The organism is Sphaerospermopsis sp. LEGE 08334, from assembly GCF_015207205.1.
GTDB lineage: Bacteria > Cyanobacteriota > Cyanobacteriia > Cyanobacteriales > Nostocaceae > Sphaerospermopsis.
The window spans coordinates 1-17,395 of record NZ_JADEXH010000010.1; the positions used below are offsets into that span (position 1 = coordinate 1).

The window sequence follows — 17,395 nt, forward strand, 5'->3', positions numbered from 1 at the left end:
AGACTGGGGATTGGAGAAGAAGCAGGGGAGCAGGGGGCAGGGAGAGATTTTTTGTATTTTCCCAGTCACAAATCACCAATCACCAATCACCAGTCACCTTTCAAGAATTACGAATTATTGTGACACTTAATGTAGTATTTTTAAGAAATAGAGATTATTATTCCCACGCTTTTCATAGCACACGCCTAAAATATCAATAATGTTTGGTCTAATTGGACATCTGACAAGTTTAGAACACGCTCAATCTGTAGCTCAAGAATTGGGATACCCAGAATATGCCGATCAAGGGCTAGACTTTTGGTGTAGCGCCCCACCGCAAATAGTTGACCACATCACCGTTACCAGCGCAACAGGTCAAAAAATTGAAGGAAAATATGTAGAGTCGTGCTTTTTGCCGGAAATGTTGGCAAATCGGCGGATTAAGGCAGCAACACGCAAAATATTGAATGCTATGGCTCATGCTCAAAAGCATGATATCAATATCACAGCTTTGGGTGGTTTTTCTTCAATTATTTTTGAGAACTTCAATTTAGAGCAGTTTCAACAAGTCCGTAATGTCACATTAGAGTTTGAACGTTTCACTACAGGCAATACCCATACAGCTTATATTATCTGCCGTCAGGTAGAAGCAGCTTCCCAGCAATTAGGAATAGAACTTTCAAAAGCAACTGTAGCAGTGTGTGGGGCGACTGGTGATATTGGCAGTGCAGTTACTCGCTGGCTGGATAAAAAAACAGATGTCCAAGAACTACTATTGATCGCCCGTAACCAAGAACGTCTACAAGCACTACAAGCAGAATTGGGACGTGGTAAGATTATGGGTTTAGAAGAGGCACTACCCCAAGCAGATATTGTAGTTTGGGTGGCGAGTATGCCCAAAGGTGTAGAAATAGATCCCACAGTGTTAAAGCAACCATGTTTATTGATTGATGGTGGCTATCCTAAAAACTTAGGGACAAAAATTCAGCATCCAGGTGTGTATGTGTTAAATGGTGGAATTGTAGAACATTCCCTGGATATTGACTGGAAAATTATGAAAATCGTCAATATGGAAGTTCCAGAACGGCAATTGTTTGCTTGTTTTGCGGAATCAATGTTATTGGAATTTGAGAAGTTATACACTAACTTTTCTTGGGGGCGCAATCAGATTACCGTAGACAAAATGGAATATATTGGTCAACTATCGCTTAAACATGGTTTTAGACCATTATTAGTTTAGGGGCTGGTGATTGGGGACTGGGGATTGGGGACTGGGAAAATACAAATAATTTCACCCTGATCTCTGCTCCCCTGCTTCTTCTCTGTCACCTGTCACCTGTCACCTGTCACCTAATTTTTAACTATGGCAACTACTGAACGCAAACCCCTACTATTGGATTTTGAAAAGCCTTTAGCAGAACTGGCTACCCGCATTGATCAAATTCGGCAACTAGCAGATGAAAATGGTGTGGATGTTTCCGGGCAAATTCGCCAACTGGAAACCAGAGCGATGCAACTGCGGGAAGAAATTTTTAGCAGTTTGACACCTTCTCAAAGACTGCAAGTGGCAAGACACCCACGCCGCCCTAGTACCTTAGATTACATCCAGGCGATTAGTGATGAATGGATGGAGTTACATGGCGATCGCTGTGGTGGTGATGATCCGGCTTTAGTCGGTGGTGTGGGTCGTTTGGGTGGACAACCTGTGGTCATGTTGGGTCATCAAAAAGGCCGGGATACTAAAGATAATGTCGCCCGGAATTTTGGCATGGCTGCACCTGGAGGATATCGTAAAGCACTGCGGTTAATGGAACACGCCAATAAATTTGGGATGCCCATTATTACCTTTATTGATACCCCCGGAGCTTGGGCGGGTATAGAAGCAGAACATCAAGGACAAGGTGAAGCGATCGCCTATAATTTACGGCAAATGTTTTGTTTTGATGTACCAATTCTCTGTACCGTCATTGGTGAAGGTGGTTCTGGTGGTGCTTTGGGTATTGGTGTGGGCGATCGCCTGTTGATGTTTGAACACTCTGTTTATACCGTTGCTACCCCAGAAGCTTGCGCTGCTATTTTGTGGAAAGATGCAGCTAAAGCACCCCAAGCCGCAGTAGCATTAAAAATCGTTTCCCACGACTTGAAAAACTTGGGTATTATTGATCAGATTTTACCAGAACCTATCGGTGGCGCTCATTCTGACCCCTTAACCACAGCTACCACCCTCAAACAAGCTTTGTTAGATAATTTGGATGAACTTAACCGCTTAACACCAGCCGAGCGCCGTCAACTGCGCTATGAGAAATTTAGAAAAATTGGTGTGTTTACCGAAATTGCTCAATAAAAATAATAACTATATCTGATTAGCACTTCAACAATGCTATAATTGCCTATAGCTTAAAGATTCTTAACAATCTGAGCAGCTATAGGCATTTTGTTGTGTATTCATGAAAAAGCTTGATATAAAAGCCTAATTATTCACGTCAAGACTTTCGGATCTGACAGGTAAGGCTGATAACAGGCAATATACCCATATTGATAAACGGTTCTAGCAATATTGAGCATAAAATCAACTGATTTTAAGAATTATTTAACTGATTGGGTAGGTAGTGAATAGCAAAACTGCCAAAAAAATTGGAGATACCATGAGTTTTGAGCAGAAAAGACGCGCTTTAATTACTGGTGCAAGCAGTGGAATAGGTAAAGCAACGGCTTTAGCCTTTGCCAAGGCGGGAATAGATGTTGCTTTAGTCAGCCGTTCTCAGGAGAAGTTAGAAGGGGTAGCAGCAGTAGCAAAAGAAATAGGAGTAGAAGCAAAAGCTTTCACCGTTGATCTGGGTAGTGTTGCCCAAGTAAAAACCAAAATTCAGGCGATCGCCGATGAATTTGGCGAAATAGACATTTTGGTAAATAATGCCGGTATAGGATACACTGCCAATTTAAGCGATACTCCCTTAGAAGACTGGCAGCGGGTAATTGATTTAAATATTACCAGCGTCTTCCAGTGCATGATGGCAATTGTGCCAGGAATGAGGCAACGAGGTAAAGGGACAATTATTAACATTGCCTCAATAGCTGCCAAACAAGCTTTTGCTGGTTGGGGGGCTTACTGCGTCAGCAAAGCTGGTTTACTCGCCCTTTCTGAAACATTGGCACAAGAAGAACGAGTCCACGGCATTCGTGTAACAGCAATTTGTCCAGGTGCTGTCAATACTGAAATTTGGGATACGGAAACAGTTAATGTTAACTTTGACCGTACCAAAATGTTAACTCCAGAAATAGTAGCTCAGACAATTCTGCACACTGTTTTATTACCACAAGAAGCAGTCATTGAAGAATTAACATTGATGTCTAATGCTGGTGTTCTTTAATTGTTAGGTGACAGGTGACAGGTGACAGGTGACAGGTGACAGTAAAAAGGCAAGAGGCAAAAGGCACTCATGCAAGAGTTTATTCTTCCCAATTACCAATCACCAATCACCAATCACCAATTACCAATTACCAATTACCAATTACCAATTGTCAATTATCAATTGTCAATTATCAATTATCAATTATCAATTACCAAGACTAATACCATGACTATTGCTAGTTCTAACGGTTCTAATCGCTCACAATCTCCTCTGATTCCTGATTTAGCGCAAGCTATCAGTAGCAGACCTGACCGCAATACCCATAATGGTAAACAGGCAGATTTGCACCCACCCTCAGAGGAAAGTATGGAGCAAATGATGGAAGCCGTGCGGACAATGCTTATAGGTGTTGGAGAAGATCCAGAACGGGAAGGACTACTGAAAACACCAAAGCGCGTAGCTGAAGCTATGAAATTTCTCACCAGTGGTTATAACCAATCCTTAGAAGAACTGGTGAATGGGGCGATTTTTGATGAAGGCCATGAAGAAATGGTGTTAGTGCGAGATATAAATTTCTTCAGTCTTTGTGAACATCATATGTTGCCATTTATGGGTAGAGCGCACGTTGCTTATATTCCCAATCAAAAAGTTGTCGGTTTAAGTAAATTGGCGCGAATTGTAGAAATGTATGCTCGTCGTTTACAAGTTCAAGAAAGACTAACTCGCCAAATTGCCGAAGCAGTTCAAACTATTCTTGAGCCAAAAGGTGTAGCTGTAGTGATGGAAGCTACCCATATGTGTATGGTGATGCGTGGTGTACAAAAACCTGGTTCTTGGACTGTTACCAGTTCTATGGTTGGTGTATTCCAAGATGAGCAAAAAACCCGTGAAGAATTTTTGAATTTGATTCGTCATCAAGCTGCTTTCTTTTAGGTAAGTATTCAGCCGTCAGCTATCAGAAAAAATCTGAAAACCATCAATAAATAGGCTGTAAATTCCTTTTATTAACTCCGTCTCTTTTTAATTATTAGCAATATCGCTCATTCTCAAAATGTGTTAGGGGGTGAGTGATATTTTTTTGGTAATTGGTGATTCAATTTTGGATTTTGGATTTTGGATTTTGGATTGTTTGTTTCACTTCCAGTCTAAAATATCAAGTCTCAAATCTAAAAATTTTCTCCCAATCTCTACTGTCACCTGTCACCGTGGCGTAGCACCTGTCACCTATTATATAATTATCTAATAAATCCTTAATCATATAAGTGATTGTACATATGACTGATAAACAGGAACTGTCAGAACAGGATATTTGTACAAAGTATATTTTACCTGCCTTGGTTCGTGCCGGTTGGGATATTACCAAACAAGTACGAGAACAGGTATATTTTACCGATGGTCGAATTTATGTTAAAGGTAATCAAGCTAAACGTGGAAAAGCTAAAAAAGCTGATTATATTCTTTACTATAAACCGAATATTCCCATTGCTGTAATTGAAGCTAAAAAAAATATTTACCCTCTTGGTGCAGGAATGCAACAAGCTTTAAATTATGCAGAAATATTAGATTTACCTGTAGCTTTCAGTTCCAATGGTGATGGTTTTTTAGAACATGATAGATCGGGTTTTTCTAATTTAATTGAACAAGAATTAAGTCTTGATAATTTCCCCACTCCTGAGCAACTTTGGCAGAAATATAAAAAATATAAAGGAATAGAAACACCAGAAGCGGAAAAAATAGCTAGTTTTGATTACTTTTTTGATACTCAAGGTCGTCAACCACGATATTATCAACAAATTGCTATTAATCGTACAGTAGAAGCAATTGCTAAAGGTCAAAATCGGTTACTTTTAGTCATGGCCACTGGTGCAGGGAAAACTTACACCGCTTTTCAAATTATTTATCGGTTGTGGAAAAATGGTATTAAGCAAAGAGTCTTATTTTTAGCAGATCGTCATGCTTTAATTAGTCAAACAAGAAGGGGTGATTTTAGACATTTTCAAGATAAAATGACGGTGATTAAAAATAAAAACATTAATGATGCTTTTGAAATCTATTTGGCATTATATCAAGGATTGGTTAATTATGATGATGATATTTTGGATGCTTATAAACAATTTAGTCCTGATTTTTTTGATTTAATTATAGTTGATGAATGTCATCGTGGTAGTGCTGCTGCTGATAGTAAATGGCGAGAAATTTTAGAATATTTTAGTGGTGCTACCCAAATCGGTTTAACTGCAACTCCCAAGGAAACAAAGGAAATTTCTAATACTGAATATTTCGGTGAACCGATTTATATTTATTCTCTGAAACAGGGAATTGATGATGGTTTTCTTGCACCTTATAAAGTGATTCGGATAGGTTTAAATGTAGATTTAGAAGGTTATCGTCCTGAAAGGGGAAAACGAGATAAATCAGGTTATTTTGTGGAAGATAAAATCTACAATCTTAAAGATTTTGATAGACATTTAGTAATTGATGAAAGAACCAAAACAGTCGCTAAAAGGGTAATGGAATATTTAAGAAAAACCGATGTTTATGCAAAGACAATTATTTTCTGTACAGATACAGAACACGCGGCAAGGATGCGTCAAGCGATTATCAATGAAGCGGGTAATTTAGCTTTAAAAAATCATAAGTATGTAATGCGTATTACTGGAGAAGATAAGGAAGGAAAACAGGAACTTGATAATTTTATTAATCCCGAAGAACGTTATCCTGTAATTGCAACAACTTCTAAATTAATGACGACGGGAGTTGATGCACAAACTTGTAAATTAATTGTGCTTGATACTAATATTGAATCCCCTACGGAATTTAAACAAATTATTGGTAGAGGTACGAGAATTAATGAACAATTTGATAAGCAGTTTTTCACAATCATGGATTTTAGAAATGTTACAGATCAATTTGCTGATCCGAATTTTAATCATCATCCCATTATGATTAAAGAACTCGGTAAAAATCAACCGTTAACTATAGAAGATATTAATGGCAATTTAACAGAATCTATTATTGATCAAGATACTGGGGAAGTAATTGATTTTAGTGACAGTGCTGAGAATTTTATTGATACTAAACCGAAAATTATTCAAGGTGGTAATATTGTTTCGGAAAAACGTGATAAGATTTATATTACAGGAGTTTCTATTGCGATTCTCAATGAAAGAGTGCAATATTTGAATGAAGCAGGAGAATTAGTTACTACCAGTTTACGCGATTATACTAAACAAAATTTATTGCAAGAGTTTAGCAGTTTGGATAATTTTTTAACCCGCTGGAATGAAGCTGATAAAAAAGCTGCTTTGATTGCAGAATTACGAAACCATGATATTATTGCTGAGGAGTTAGAACAGGAAATTAAAAAAGATTTAGATTTGTTTGATTTAATTTGTTATGTTGCTTGGAATCGTCCACCTTTAACTCGTAAACAAAGAGCAGAAAATGTAAAAAAACGAGATTATTTTACTAAATATGGTGAAAAAGCAAGGGACGTTTTAAATGCACTTTTGGAAAAATACGCGAATGAGGGAATTGAAAATATTGAAGATTTATCTGTACTGAAATTAGAACCTTTAAAACAATTTGGTTCTCCTCCAGAAATTGTGAAAATTTTTGGTGGTAAGTCTCAATATATTTCCGCTTTACGAGAGTTAACTTCTGAGTTGTATAAAATAGCAGCATGATTAGTAATTGATTAAAAATTGTGTTCAAGTCTGTGTTATAATACGGTGAAAATGTTTAAACTGGGGAAACTTGACTGGTAATATATATGAAAGGATTTTGGGAGAATTACAAACTGCGATCGCTTTTATGGAATTTTATACACATTGAAAACTAATTATTGAACATTATGAATATTCAAGTTAAACCAGAAACTCAGGAATTGATACAGGCTTATATTGCTACAGGTCACTACAATAATGCTGATGAAGTGATCAGTAAAGCACTTAAATTATTGTCAGAATGGGAGAAAGGTTATCAACAATGGGAACAGGAAACACAGGAAAAGTTGGGTGTAGGACTTGCCCAAATTGAAAGAGGTGAGGTAATTGATAGTAATATTGTTATGGCAAGATTACATGAGAAAATTAGACAAGCCCGTGAGAGTAAAAAATAATGGAATATGTTTTATCTGTAGAGGCAACTAAGGATTTAGAAGATATTTTAGATTATTTTCTCCAGCGTAATATTGATGCTGGGGAAAGGTTTATTCAAGAATTTAATAATAAATGTAGTAATATAGCGAGGTTTCCTAAAATTGGGCGTAGTTATGGAAATATAGACTCTCTTTTAAGGGGTATTCCTATTGATGGATATATTATTTTTTATCGGGTCTTTGAAAATAGTATTGTTATTGTGAGGGTTGTTAGTGGTTATCGAGATTTAGAATCTTTGTTTTTAGAACCAGATAAATAAGTATTCTTAGGATGCGTTAGGATGAAATCCATAACCCACCCTACTATTTTATGGTATTCTCTTAAATTATACATTTTTATTTTGCTCTCACATAATCATCAACTATGAAAAATCTCGGCGGTAGTATTAAAAGTTTACGTAATTTCATGCGGAAAGATCCAGGCGTTTCCGGTGATGGACAAAGAATTGAACAGTTAGGTTGGTTATTGTTTCTGAAAATTTTAGATGCAAGTGATCATGAGTTAGAATTAATCAAAGATGATTTTATTTCTCCTATTCCTGAACATTTACGCTGGTGTAACTGGGCGGTTTCTCAACAGGGAATGACTAATGGGAAAAAATCATTAACTGGTGATGAGTTACGGGATTTTATTGATAAAGAATTATTCCCCGCTTTGCGAAATTTAGATACTAGCACCGGGAATAAACGCGCAGTAATTATTAAAGAGATTTTTCAAGGTACTAATAATTATATGAAAAATGGGACTATTATCCGTCAGGTGTTAAATAGTCTCAATGAAATTGATTTTGAAAGTTCGGAAGATCGTCATTTGTTCGGTGATATTTATGAAACGATTTTGCGAGAATTACAAACTGCGGGCGCTTATGGGGAATTTTACACACCCCGCGCTTTAACTGAATTTATGACAGAAATGGTTAACCCGATGTTAGGGGAAATTGTTCTCGATCCTGCTTGTGGTACGGGTGGTTTTTTAACTTGTGCAATTAATCATTTACGTTTGCAAGGTGTTGATAATGTCCGAGATTTGCAAACTTTAGAAAAAACGATTAAGGGTATGGAATTTAAACCTTTACCCTTTATGTTAGCGGTGACAAATTTATTTTTACATGAAATTGAAGTTCCGAATATTGAATATACAGATAGTTTAAATCGAGAATATACTTCTATTAATAGTAAAGATCGGGTAGATGTGATTTTAGCTAACCCTCCTTTTGGTGCTTCGGTAACAGATGGAGTAGAAGATAATTTTCCCATGAATTATCGCACTACAGAAAGTGCAGATTTGTTTTTATTATTAATAGTGAGGTATTTACATGATGGGGGACGGGCTGGTATTATTTTACCTGATGGTTCGTTAACGGGGGATGGGGTAAAAGCGCGGATTCGTCAGCATTTATTAGAGTCTTGTAATTTGCATACTATTGTCCGTTTACCTAATTCTGTGTTTCAACCTTATGCTTCGGTGGCGACTAATTTGTTATTTTTTACCAAGGGTGAACCGACTAAGGAAATTTGGTATTGGGAACATCAATTACCGGAAGGTGTGAAGGCGTATTCTAAGACGAAACCGATAAATAAAAATGAGTTTCAGGATTTAAAGAAATGGTGGGATAAAAGAGAGGAAAATGAGCAAGCATGGCGGGTAAGTTTTGAGGAGTTAGAGAAGAATGGTTTTAATTTGGATGTGAAAAATCCTCATGTTCAGGAAGTGAAAAGGGGTTATAGTTCTGTGGATTTGTTGGAGATGTTGCATGATTCTTTAAAGGAAAGTGATAGAATTTTGGATTTATTAAAAGAAGGTATTTCTAATGAGTAAATGGCAAAAAGTAAAAATTGGTGATCTCTTAATTCGCTCAAAAATACCAATTGAAATAGAAGAACACAAAGAATACAAACGTATAACTATAAGAAGTAAACACCAAGGAGTGTATGTAAGAGATAAGGAAATTGGTAAAAAAATTGGAACAAAAAAACAATTTATTCTCAAATCTGGACAATTTGTAATGTCTAAAATTGATGCTAGATATGGAGCTTTTGGAATTGCAGGAGATGATGTTAATGGTGCAATAATAACAGGTAATTTTTGGGCTTATGACATTAATCATTCTTTAACAACCGCAGAATGGATAAATCAATATACAAATTCTCCTGCTTTCTATGATCTTTGTGAAAGAGCAAGTAGTGGTATTACTCATAGAAGATATTTAAATGAACAAATTTTTCTCAATCATGAGCTATTGATTCCTTCCCTTGATGAGCAATTAGAAATTTTATTTTTAAATAATCATAAATCTGAACTAATCCATATCTTAAACAATGAATTAAATAACCAAGAAATATACATTACCCAACTAAAGCAAGCGATTTTACAAGAAGCGATATCTGGTAAATTAACAGCAGAATGGCGTAAACAAAACCCGATTCAGAAAGGTGTTCCTGATACGGATGCTGTTGCACTTCTGGCTAAAATTAAAGCAGAAAAACAACAATTAATTACTGAGGGTAAACTGAAGAAAGAAAAACCTTTACCTCCTATTTCTAGTGATGAAGTTCCCTTTTCTTTACCTGATGGTTGGGTTTGGTGTCGTTTAGTAGAGATTGCTGAAGGATTTGAATATGGAACAAGTTCCAAATCACTTAAAATTGGAAAAGTCCCAGTTTTAAGGATGGGAAATTTACAAAATGGATTAATTGATTTAAAAGATTTAGTATATACAGATAATGAGGAAGAAATAGAACAATATAAATTATCCTATGGTGATTTACTCTTTAACAGAACTAACAGCAGAGAATTAGTAGGAAAAACATCTTTATTTCTTGATAACGAAAAAATGATTTATGCAGGTTATTTAGTGCGTTATAGGATGATTGGAAAAATAAATTTCTACTATACTAATTATGTGATGAACTCTCAACTTCATAGAGAATGGTGTAATACAGTAAAGAGTGATGCAATAGGACAATCTAATATTAATGCTACTAAATTAAGAAGTTTTATTTTCCCCCTTCCTCCCCTTACAGAACAAAAAGCAATAGTAGAAAAAGTAGATTATTTAATGAAGCAAATAGAGGAACTAGAAGCACAAATAAAACACCGGAAACAACTAGCAGAAGAACTGATGCAAACAGTGTTACGGGAAGCGTTTGTCTGATAGCGTAGCGTGGCGAAAGCCATATCAGGATAACCAGGATTAAAGGATTCACAGGATAGGAGAGAAATTAAAAATTAAATATCCGCGTTCATCTGCGTTCATCTGCGTTTAATTAAAATGTCAGAATCAGGATAACCAGGATTAAAGGATTTACAGGATATGAGAGAAATTAAATATCCGCGTTCATCTGCGTTCATCTGCGTTTTTATTTTGTCAGAATCAATCAATCATCCTCAAAAATCACAAATCATCATTTTTAAACATCTTCTAAAAATTCCAAGAAAGAATTAACACCTACCAACTTGATACCAAAAGCTTCCATTTCTTTTCTCAGTGTATCATCAGCACGTAAATCATCATCTCCAGATACGATTAGATTTGCTTGACCATCAATCGCTGTCGCTAGTACAGGTAAATCTTTAGTATCTCGACAGTTTGGAGGAATTGTTGTAACTTCAACCCATATTAAACGGTATTTTAACTGTTGTTCTATTCTAATAGCTTGATTTTCATTAATTCGTTGTTTTAAGCGAGGACGATTCCAAACATCATGAAATTCATCCAACAATGGTTGACTCATCAATAACTGGAATTTATTATCATTAAATGCTGCTAATATTGGTAATGTGACTCGCCCTCTTAATAAAATGCGAATCCAAATATTAGTGTCAATAACTACCCGAAATGTCATTTTTTACCGATTTGCTGACGCACAGCTTTGATTTCTGCCATAATATCATCATCTGTAATATTATCAATAGGTGGTTGACTGTACAATTCTTGAATTAGAGCTTTTAAATCAGCAGCTAAATCAACTTTTATTAATTCTTGAGCTACAATTGCTCTTTCTGCTGGTTGTAATTGTTGTACAACTGCAATTAATTGTTCTAAAGTAATCGGGACTGATATCATCATCATGTTTTCCCCAATCATTGTTTAAATTTATCAATTAAATTATAAATTATTTAGAGTATTTTGCCAATAATTATTACCCAATATCATCCTGTACATCCTTAAATCCTGGTTATCCTGATTCAGACAAAAATTGAACATCCTGAAAATTCTTAAATCCTGTAAATCGTGATTCAAATATCTACAGATTTTAACCTAGCAAATAATAACGCCACCTTATCTAAATCTTTATCTCCTGGTGAACGTTCTACACCACTAGATAAATCAATTCCATTGGGATGAATTTGATTTAAAGCTGTTAAAATATTATCTGGTGTTAGTCCTCCTGCTAAAAACCAAGGACGACTAGGTTTATAAGCTTGTAACATTTCCCAATCTAATGTTTTTCCTGTTCCTCCTAATTGTTGGGGATGGTAAGCATCTAATAGTAAAGTATCTACATAATCAATATAATTAGCTGTGGTTTCTAATTGTTGTAAATTTCTCACTCGCAAAGCTTTAATAATTTCTATGTTTGGTAAAATCTGACGTAATTGATAACAAAATTCTGGTGTTTCATCTCCGTGCAACTGTACACCCGTTAAATTAGATGCTTGTACAACTTCACTAATTTGTAAAATGCTGCTATTGGCAAAAACACCAATTTTATCAATATGATCTGGCAATTGTGATACTGCTGCTCGTATTTGCTCTATATTAACGTAGCGTGGTGAAGTTTGTGCACAGATAAAACCTAGTGCAGTTGCACCTAAGTTGGCTATAGCTAAAGACTGCTGTGGTTGAGTAATTCCGCAAATTTTAACTCGCATTTAAGTGTAAGATAAGTGTAATAAATGATGTGAGAGATTAAAAATAATTACAAAAGTACATTAATTTAAAGGAAAAACTTTTGCTTTGTCCTAGCTAATTCTATAATTTTGTAGGTTTGGATTCATTTTTCATCATAGGAGAATACATCTTGTTATCATCTATTTTATTAGCAGCAGCATCCGTACCCGCTACACCTGAGTGGAGTCCTACAGTTGGTATTATTATCAGTGCCAGTTGTTTGGTGGTACTTTTACTCAGTTTGGCAAGTAAAGCACCCAAAGTAGGACCCCAAATGCCTTTACTTCCCGTAAGTGTAGCAGGTTTTATCGGTGCAATGGCTTTCGGTCATGTAATTGGTATTGGTATTGTTTTAGGACTGACTAACATCGGTCGTTTATAAGTTTAATTTAATGCTCTTTTACTAGAGAGTAACTTAAAAATTCGGCGGTAGGTAAACATTAACTTACTTACCGCTTTTTTATGTCTGGGAACTGGGAACTAATGGAAAATTGATAATTGATAATTGATAATTGATACAGCAGTTTCGACGTGAATGAGGTACAAATTTAGATCACAAAACCTTACACCAAAAGGATTTTCAAGCTGATAGCTGCTGTAATTCATAACTTCTACCTCCCCTACCTCTCCTACTTCCCCTGCCTTCTGCTATGGTGAGAAATATAAGAAATATATAAATAAATTGATGTAATGCAAAAAAATTGGCAAATTGGATCTTTGTTTGGCATTCCTCTGTTTTTGGACTCCCTATGGTTTGTAATTGTTGGGTTGGCAACTTTAAATTTTGGGGTTGCTTACCAAGGATGGGGAACTGTCACAGCTTGGAGTGCGGGACTGGTAATGGCACTGCTGTTATTTACTTCTGTGCTGTTGCATGAGTTGGGGCATAGTTTGGTGGCGCAGTCCCAAGGAATTAAAGTTAATTCCATTACGCTGTTTTTCTTTGGTGGTATTGCGGCGATAGAGGAAGAGTCAAAAACTCCAGGTAAAGCTTTTCAAGTGGCGATCGCTGGTCCTGCGGTAAGTATTATCCTGTTTTTGTTGTTAACTCTAGGTTATCAAGTGATTCCTGATACTACATTATTAAATGTTATGGTCAGGGATTTAGCAAGAATTAACTTGGTTGTGGCTTTATTTAACTTGATTCCCGGTTTACCTTTGGATGGGGGACAGGTATTAAAAGCAGCACTGTGGAAAATTACAGGCGATCGCTTTCAAGCAGTACATTGGGCGGCTAAGTCTGGACAAATTTTAGGTTATTGTGCGATCGCTTTTGGATTTGCTATAGACTTCTTTACCCAGGAATTGGTAACAGGTTTGTGGATTGTATTATTAGGATGGTTTGCAATTCGTAACGCCAATACCTATGACAATGTTACCACCCTGCAAGAAACTCTGATTAAACTCCAAGCATCTGACGCAATGACTCGTGATTTTCGCGTAGTTGACGCAAATAAAACATTACGGGAATTTGCGGACTTATATCTTTTAGATACATCTTTTCCCCATACATCACACATTGCACATACTTATTTTGCTGCATCCGATGGACGTTATCGGGGTTTAGTGAAAATTGATGATTTGCGGACAACCGAAAGAAGTCAGTGGGAAACTGAAACTTTGCAAACTATTGTTCATCCCCTGAACACAATACCCACTGTCAGCGAATCAACTTCTTTAGCAGACGTTATCAACAAACTAGAAAACGAACAGCTACCCCAAATCACCGTACTTTCTCCCGCAGGTGCGGTAGCTGGTGTGATTGATAGGGGAGATACTGTCAAGTGTTTAGCACAAAAGTTAAATTTGCAAATCAGCGAAGGGGAAATAAAGCGGATTAAAGAAGAAGGGATTTTTCCCCCTGGTTTGCAGTTAGGGGTAATAGCAAAGTCAGTAGGTGAGAGGTGACAGGGGAAGAAAATTTTAGATTTTAGATTTTAGATTGGAGATAACAAAAACAATCCAAAATCCAAAATCCAAAATAAAAAACTTCTGACTCCTATCCCCTGACAGAAAGACTTTCTCAGCAACCCCTAATTATTACTAATTATTAAGTTCGAGATTCTAAAGGATTGGCAATGTAATTAAATGTTGGTTCAGAATTCCAAGGACCTCGTTGATCTGGCTCAGTTCCGTTTGTTGATAAGTTGTAATAAAGAGAGACAGTTTCATCTGGTTGAACATTGCCAAAAATAGGATCAGTCAACTTACCCAAAGAATCCAAAGCTTTCATAAACATTTGGGTATGAGAAATTTCTCTTGTTAACAAATGCACTAAAGTATTTTTAGTTCCTTGATCTGTGGATAGTTTAATTAACTCCTCATAAGTTTGCCGAGCGCCAGCTTCTGCACCAATATTCGCCCGTAAATCTCGAACTACATCACCACCTTCATTCAAGTAATTTGCAGTCCAAGCATGACCTTGACTATCAAGAAAATGAGGTCCGATTCCGCGAAGAGCAAAAAGAGTGCTTCTGTAAGCTTCGGTTTGGTCGGTATTTTTTGTATGAGATTCTATGAGTTTACCAACCATTTCTAAATGACCAAATTCTTCAATAGCAATATCTTGGAGCATATCCCGAATACCAGGATTTTCCACATGAAAAGATTGCACCCAATATTGCAACGCGGCTGTGAGTTCTCCAGTTGCACCGCCAAATTGCTCTAGAAGTAATTGAGCAAAGCGGGGGTTAGGTTCATCAACTTTGACAAAATGAATCGGTTCTTTTTTGTGAAAAAACATACAATACAATTAATTCAAATTTCCAACTTCAAAACCCAAAATCTAAAATCCCGAATCTAAAATCCAAAATCCAAAATCCAAAATCTAAAATCTAAAATCTAAAATCTAAAATTGAATTTATGCTCGGCTACTTCTTTGGAATAGCATCCATAAATAAATCGCAATTACTGCGCCAATTATTGCCACCAAAAGACCGGGAATACTTAAAGTTGCAGCCGAAAGTTGTAGAGTACCAGTGCGGAGAAGTGTAAATAAAGTTCCACCGATAAAAGCACCTACAATACCTAAAATTATTGTTGAGAGAATGCCACCGCCTTGATGACCAGGATAAACAGCTTTAGCAAGCGCACCAGCTAATAGTCCTAAAATTATCCAAGCAATAATATTAATCATTGCCGATTACCTCGATAGTTTATACTGTATCAAATTTATTAGTATTGAAAGATAAATTTTTCTACCTGTTGATATATTTATTTAAATCAAAAGTTGTAGATAAAGGATTCAGGCTATCATAATTGTTAATTCCTGTTAATTCCATAAACATAAAAATATACCCCAATTATTAGATAATTAGGGTATTTAACCAATCACCAATTACCAATTACCATACTCAAATAGCACGAGAGAATTTAGTTTCTTTAATTCTGCTATGAGTATCGAAGTTAACGGCGATATTTCTCACCAATAATCTACCAGTATCGGTAATTTGGATTTCGTCGGCTAATAAATTTACAAGTCCATCATCTTCCAGGGGTTTTAAGTCTTCTAGTTCCTGGGCAAAATATCCATCAAAATTGATGTGATATTTCTTTTCAATGTCTGATTTATGTAACTGGAAGTGAGACATAATAGACATAATTACATCCCGTCTGATGATATCATCTTGGGTTAATTTAATGCCTTTACTGGTGGGAAGAATACCTGCTGTTACAGCTTGATAATAGTCCTTTAACCCTTTATGGTTTTGAGCATAAGCATCTTCTAACATACTAATAGATGTAGAACCAAAACCAAAAAGTTCGGTTTCTGCGTGAGTTGTATAACCTTGGAAGTTGCGTTTGAGAGTACCATTTTGTTGAGCGATCGCCAATTCATTATTAGTTTTGGCAAAATGATCCATACCGATAAACAAATACTCATTATTTGTTAATTCTTCAATGGTCATTTTCAGGATATCTAACTTTTCCTGAGCGCCCGGTAATGTAGCCGGATCAATTCTTTTTTGTACAGGTTTCATCCAAGGTACATAGGCAAAATTAAACACCACAACTCGATCAGGATCTAGAGCAATTGTCTTTTTGACAGTTTCTCTAAAAGTATGTAGATTTTGGTAGGGTAAACCATAAATTAAATCTACATTTACACTAGCAAAATTAGCCTCTCTAATCCAACCCATTGCTTCAAACAGCATTTTTTCTGGTTGGATACGGTTGACTGCTTGTTGTACTTCTGGGTTAAAGTCTTGGATACCAAAACTAATGCGATTAAAGCCAATATCTCTGAGAAATCGAATATATTCTCTACTGATATAACGGGGGTTAATTTCAATAGAAACTTCTGCATTTTCATCAATAGTGAAATAACGATTAATCTTATTCCACAAAAATTCAACTTGACTTATTTCCAAATAATTTGGTGTTCCACCACCCCAGTGAATTTGCAAAACTTTGCGACTTGTATCTATTAATTCGCTGGTATTTTGGATTTCCTGCGCTAAATTTTGGAGATAAGGTTTGGCAATGTTCTTATTACCAGAAATCACCGTATTACAGCCACAGAAATAACAAGCACTCTGGCAAAAAGGAATGTGGAAATATAAAGATAGGGGCGTTTGACGTTGATTAGAATTAATGATGGCTCTTTCAAAGTCTGGCGCGGTAAATGTTTCACTTAATTCTGTAGCGGGTGGGTAGCTAGTATATCTGGGTGCGCGGGTGTCATACTTTTTGATCAGATCCAAATCGAATTTGACACCAGGTAATAGAAAGACCATCAAAACCTCCGAGTTACTGTTAATTGAATGCCTAGTAGTTGTACTAATTTGGAATTGGGTTTGAGTTGGGTTTGAATTTGTAGATTGGCAATAGGTTGATATTTATCTTTTGTTACCAATTGCCAAAACATTTGTATTTTTAGCTTCAAATAATGAAACTAAATAGCTAGGAATTACTGCAAGAAACCCGGTTTTGATTTAAAATACTATCTGCTTTTGTGGGGTATAGAATTCACGAATACACAAATTTGTTGGGTGGTGAATACTATTGTT

At 36.1% G+C, this 17,395-nt stretch carries 19 protein-coding genes; 12 read left to right on the forward strand and 7 right to left on the reverse strand.

All coding sequences use genetic code 11. The features are described from left to right. From IQ237_RS26185 to IQ237_RS07340, 10 genes are all read left to right on the forward strand, one after another. Window positions 1-200: hypothetical protein (locus IQ237_RS26185; RefSeq protein WP_228019833.1), on the forward strand; the 200-nt coding region annotated here is incomplete at its 5' end. After that, on the forward strand, window positions 200-1,219 hold the full coding sequence (locus IQ237_RS07295) for a long-chain acyl-[acyl-carrier-protein] reductase (protein ID WP_194053735.1): 1,020 nt from the start codon (window positions 200-202) through the stop codon (window positions 1,217-1,219). The genes IQ237_RS26185 and IQ237_RS07295, both read left to right, overlap by 1 nt. Before the next feature lie 123 nt (window positions 1,220-1,342). Then, window positions 1,343-2,323 (forward strand): acetyl-CoA carboxylase carboxyltransferase subunit alpha, encoded by a 981-nt coding sequence (locus IQ237_RS07300; protein WP_096567293.1) that lies wholly within the window; start codon window positions 1,343-1,345, stop codon window positions 2,321-2,323. Window positions 2,324-2,624: 301 nt separating this feature from the next. Next, window positions 2,625-3,350 carry an SDR family oxidoreductase gene (locus tag IQ237_RS07305; RefSeq protein ID WP_194053924.1) on the forward strand — a complete coding sequence of 242 codons (726 nt, stop codon included), beginning with the start codon at window positions 2,625-2,627 and terminating at the stop codon, window positions 3,348-3,350. A 207-nt stretch (window positions 3,351-3,557) separates the two neighbouring features. Next, window positions 3,558-4,265: a GTP cyclohydrolase I FolE gene (gene folE / locus IQ237_RS07315; protein WP_194053926.1), complete on the forward strand. Its 708-nt coding sequence runs from the start codon at window positions 3,558-3,560 to the stop codon at window positions 4,263-4,265. Window positions 4,266-4,606: 341 nt separating this feature from the next. Then, a complete protein-coding gene (gene hsdR / locus IQ237_RS07320) occupies window positions 4,607-7,018 on the forward strand; it encodes an EcoAI/FtnUII family type I restriction enzme subunit R (RefSeq protein WP_194053736.1) in 2,412 nt (803 codons plus the stop codon). 167 nt (window positions 7,019-7,185) lie between these two features. After that, window positions 7,186-7,452 carry a type II toxin-antitoxin system ParD family antitoxin gene (locus tag IQ237_RS07325; RefSeq protein ID WP_194053737.1) on the forward strand — a complete coding sequence of 89 codons (267 nt, stop codon included), beginning with the start codon at window positions 7,186-7,188 and terminating at the stop codon, window positions 7,450-7,452. After that, a complete protein-coding gene (locus tag IQ237_RS07330; protein WP_194053739.1) occupies window positions 7,452-7,751 on the forward strand; it encodes a type II toxin-antitoxin system RelE/ParE family toxin in 300 nt (99 codons plus the stop codon). The genes IQ237_RS07325 and IQ237_RS07330 overlap by 1 nt, the downstream gene beginning before the upstream one ends. Window positions 7,752-7,855: 104 nt before the next feature. Continuing rightward, complete coding sequence (locus tag IQ237_RS07335) at window positions 7,856-9,310, forward strand: class I SAM-dependent DNA methyltransferase (protein ID WP_194053741.1); 1,455 nt, start codon at window positions 7,856-7,858, stop codon at window positions 9,308-9,310. After that, complete coding sequence (locus tag IQ237_RS07340) at window positions 9,303-10,646, forward strand: restriction endonuclease subunit S (RefSeq protein ID WP_194053743.1); 1,344 nt, start codon at window positions 9,303-9,305, stop codon at window positions 10,644-10,646. Before IQ237_RS07335 ends, IQ237_RS07340 begins: the two co-directional genes overlap by 8 nt. A gap of 256 nt (window positions 10,647-10,902) precedes the next feature. Here IQ237_RS07340 and IQ237_RS07345 read toward each other — a convergent pair whose 3' ends face one another. The 3 genes from IQ237_RS07345 to IQ237_RS07355 all read right to left on the reverse strand — a co-directional run bounded on the left by IQ237_RS07345 (window position 10,903) and on the right by IQ237_RS07355 (window position 12,367). After that, a complete protein-coding gene (locus IQ237_RS07345; RefSeq protein ID WP_194053745.1) occupies window positions 10,903-11,337 on the reverse strand; it encodes a putative toxin-antitoxin system toxin component, PIN family in 435 nt (144 codons plus the stop codon). After that, the gene (locus IQ237_RS07350; RefSeq protein ID WP_194053747.1) at window positions 11,334-11,561 is read right to left on the reverse strand and encodes a hypothetical protein; all 228 of its coding nucleotides are present in this window, start codon (window positions 11,559-11,561) and stop codon (window positions 11,334-11,336) included. Before IQ237_RS07350 ends, IQ237_RS07345 begins: the two co-directional genes overlap by 4 nt. Before the next feature lie 170 nt (window positions 11,562-11,731). Further along, window positions 11,732-12,367: a phosphoribosylanthranilate isomerase gene (locus IQ237_RS07355; protein ID WP_194053749.1), complete on the reverse strand. Its 636-nt coding sequence runs from the start codon at window positions 12,365-12,367 to the stop codon at window positions 11,732-11,734. A 149-nt stretch (window positions 12,368-12,516) separates the two neighbouring features. Here IQ237_RS07355 and psaK point away from each other — a divergent pair, with 149 nt between their 5' ends. Both psaK and IQ237_RS07365 read left to right on the forward strand, forming a co-directional pair. Next, window positions 12,517-12,768: a photosystem I reaction center subunit PsaK gene (psaK, locus tag IQ237_RS07360; protein ID WP_096572347.1), complete on the forward strand. Its 252-nt coding sequence runs from the start codon at window positions 12,517-12,519 to the stop codon at window positions 12,766-12,768. 308 nt (window positions 12,769-13,076) lie between these two features. Beyond that, complete coding sequence (locus tag IQ237_RS07365) at window positions 13,077-14,294, forward strand: site-2 protease family protein (RefSeq protein WP_194053751.1); 1,218 nt, start codon at window positions 13,077-13,079, stop codon at window positions 14,292-14,294. A gap of 142 nt (window positions 14,295-14,436) precedes the next feature. Here IQ237_RS07365 and IQ237_RS07370 read toward each other — a convergent pair whose 3' ends face one another. The 4 genes from IQ237_RS07370 to IQ237_RS26655 form a co-directional block, all read right to left on the reverse strand. After that, window positions 14,437-15,129, reverse strand: a complete 693-nt coding sequence (locus IQ237_RS07370; RefSeq protein WP_194053753.1) for a manganese catalase family protein — start codon at window positions 15,127-15,129, stop codon at window positions 14,437-14,439. A 117-nt stretch (window positions 15,130-15,246) separates the two neighbouring features. Next, window positions 15,247-15,519 carry a GlsB/YeaQ/YmgE family stress response membrane protein gene (locus IQ237_RS07375; protein ID WP_194053928.1) on the reverse strand — a complete coding sequence of 91 codons (273 nt, stop codon included), beginning with the start codon at window positions 15,517-15,519 and terminating at the stop codon, window positions 15,247-15,249. A gap of 220 nt (window positions 15,520-15,739) precedes the next feature. Next, a complete protein-coding gene (gene hemN / locus IQ237_RS07380; RefSeq protein ID WP_194053755.1) occupies window positions 15,740-17,122 on the reverse strand; it encodes an oxygen-independent coproporphyrinogen III oxidase in 1,383 nt (460 codons plus the stop codon). Then, window positions 17,122-17,253 carry a hypothetical protein gene (locus tag IQ237_RS26655; protein WP_255512631.1) on the reverse strand — a complete coding sequence of 44 codons (132 nt, stop codon included), beginning with the start codon at window positions 17,251-17,253 and terminating at the stop codon, window positions 17,122-17,124. The genes hemN and IQ237_RS26655 overlap by 1 nt, the downstream gene beginning before the upstream one ends. Between the last annotated feature and the right edge of the window lie 142 nt (window positions 17,254-17,395).

Coding starts and splice junctions, on each gene's coding strand:
- hemN (WP_194053755.1), bottom strand. CDS start 17,122: ATGGTCTTTCTATTACCTGGTGTCAAATTCGATTTGGATCTGATCAAA.
- folE (WP_194053926.1), top strand. CDS start 3,558: ATGACTATTGCTAGTTCTAACGGTTCTAATCGCTCACAATCTCCTCTG.
- IQ237_RS07325 (WP_194053737.1), top strand. CDS start 7,186: ATGAATATTCAAGTTAAACCAGAAACTCAGGAATTGATACAGGCTTAT.
- IQ237_RS07355 (WP_194053749.1), bottom strand. CDS start 12,367: ATGCGAGTTAAAATTTGCGGAATTACTCAACCACAGCAGTCTTTAGCT.
- hsdR (WP_194053736.1), top strand. CDS start 4,607: ATGACTGATAAACAGGAACTGTCAGAACAGGATATTTGTACAAAGTAT.
- IQ237_RS07305 (WP_194053924.1), top strand. CDS start 2,625: ATGAGTTTTGAGCAGAAAAGACGCGCTTTAATTACTGGTGCAAGCAGT.
- IQ237_RS07365 (WP_194053751.1), top strand. CDS start 13,077: ATGCAAAAAAATTGGCAAATTGGATCTTTGTTTGGCATTCCTCTGTTT.
- IQ237_RS07370 (WP_194053753.1), bottom strand. CDS start 15,129: ATGTTTTTTCACAAAAAAGAACCGATTCATTTTGTCAAAGTTGATGAA.
- IQ237_RS07340 (WP_194053743.1), top strand. CDS start 9,303: ATGAGTAAATGGCAAAAAGTAAAAATTGGTGATCTCTTAATTCGCTCA.
- IQ237_RS07295 (WP_194053735.1), top strand. CDS start 200: ATGTTTGGTCTAATTGGACATCTGACAAGTTTAGAACACGCTCAATCT.
- IQ237_RS07335 (WP_194053741.1), top strand. CDS start 7,856: ATGAAAAATCTCGGCGGTAGTATTAAAAGTTTACGTAATTTCATGCGG.
- IQ237_RS26655 (WP_255512631.1), bottom strand. CDS start 17,253: ATGTTTTGGCAATTGGTAACAAAAGATAAATATCAACCTATTGCCAAT.
- IQ237_RS07350 (WP_194053747.1), bottom strand. CDS start 11,561: ATGATGATATCAGTCCCGATTACTTTAGAACAATTAATTGCAGTTGTA.
- IQ237_RS07330 (WP_194053739.1), top strand. CDS start 7,452: ATGGAATATGTTTTATCTGTAGAGGCAACTAAGGATTTAGAAGATATT.
- IQ237_RS07300 (WP_096567293.1), top strand. CDS start 1,343: ATGGCAACTACTGAACGCAAACCCCTACTATTGGATTTTGAAAAGCCT.
- IQ237_RS07345 (WP_194053745.1), bottom strand. CDS start 11,337: ATGACATTTCGGGTAGTTATTGACACTAATATTTGGATTCGCATTTTA.